This window comes from Streptomyces sp. MA5143a, from assembly GCF_900290235.1.
Lineage (GTDB): Bacteria > Actinomycetota > Actinomycetes > Streptomycetales > Streptomycetaceae > Streptomyces.
In genome coordinates, this window is record NZ_OLMK01000186.1 from 1 (window position 1) to 599 (window position 599).

At 67.1% G+C, this 599-nt stretch carries 1 protein-coding gene; it reads right to left on the reverse strand.

Annotated elements, in window-relative coordinates; genetic code table 11:
• On the reverse strand, positions 1-553 hold a 553-nt coding region (locus SMA5143A_RS42465; RefSeq protein ID WP_107468093.1), incomplete at its 3' end, for a transposase family protein.
• Between the last annotated feature and the right edge of the window lie 46 nt (positions 554-599).

Genomic DNA, 599 nt, shown 5'->3' on the forward strand with positions numbered 1-599 from the left:
TTCCCCCGGCTCCTTGGTATCCCTTGTCGGCCCAGCAGTCGATGCCGGCCGCGGCCAGGGAGTCGAGAATGTCGTGTTCGCGGGCCGCGCGAAGGTCGTGAACGGCTCCGGGCAGCGCGGGTGAGGCCCACAGCAGTCTGCCTGCAGGGTCGGCCAGGACTTGGACGTTCATGCCGTGCTTCTTGTGTTTGCCGGAATAGAAGGGCCGGTCAGCGGCGATGCGGTCGATCGGCAGGAGGGTTCCGTCCAGGATCACGAAGGCTTTGCGGGAGGCGGCGCGTACCGCTTCGGCGAGGTCGGGCGCGAGGGCGGCCAACAGTTCGACGGCCTCGCTCACGTACCGGTAGACGGTGCTGAGGCTGATGTCGAACCCGGTGGCCAGCTGGGCGTAGGTGTGTCCGCATCGCAGGTGGGCCAGGACCAGCAGGGCCTGCCGTGCCGTTCCGAGTCGGTGCCACCGTGTTCCGCGTGCCCGGCGCAGGGCTGTCAGCTTCCCGGCCAGGAACCGCAGGGCTGAACTGGACAGATCGAGTCCCGATGGGTAGACAAGCACGCGAAGCTCCGGGTGGACAGGTTGATCTTGGTCGACAACTCGTCTA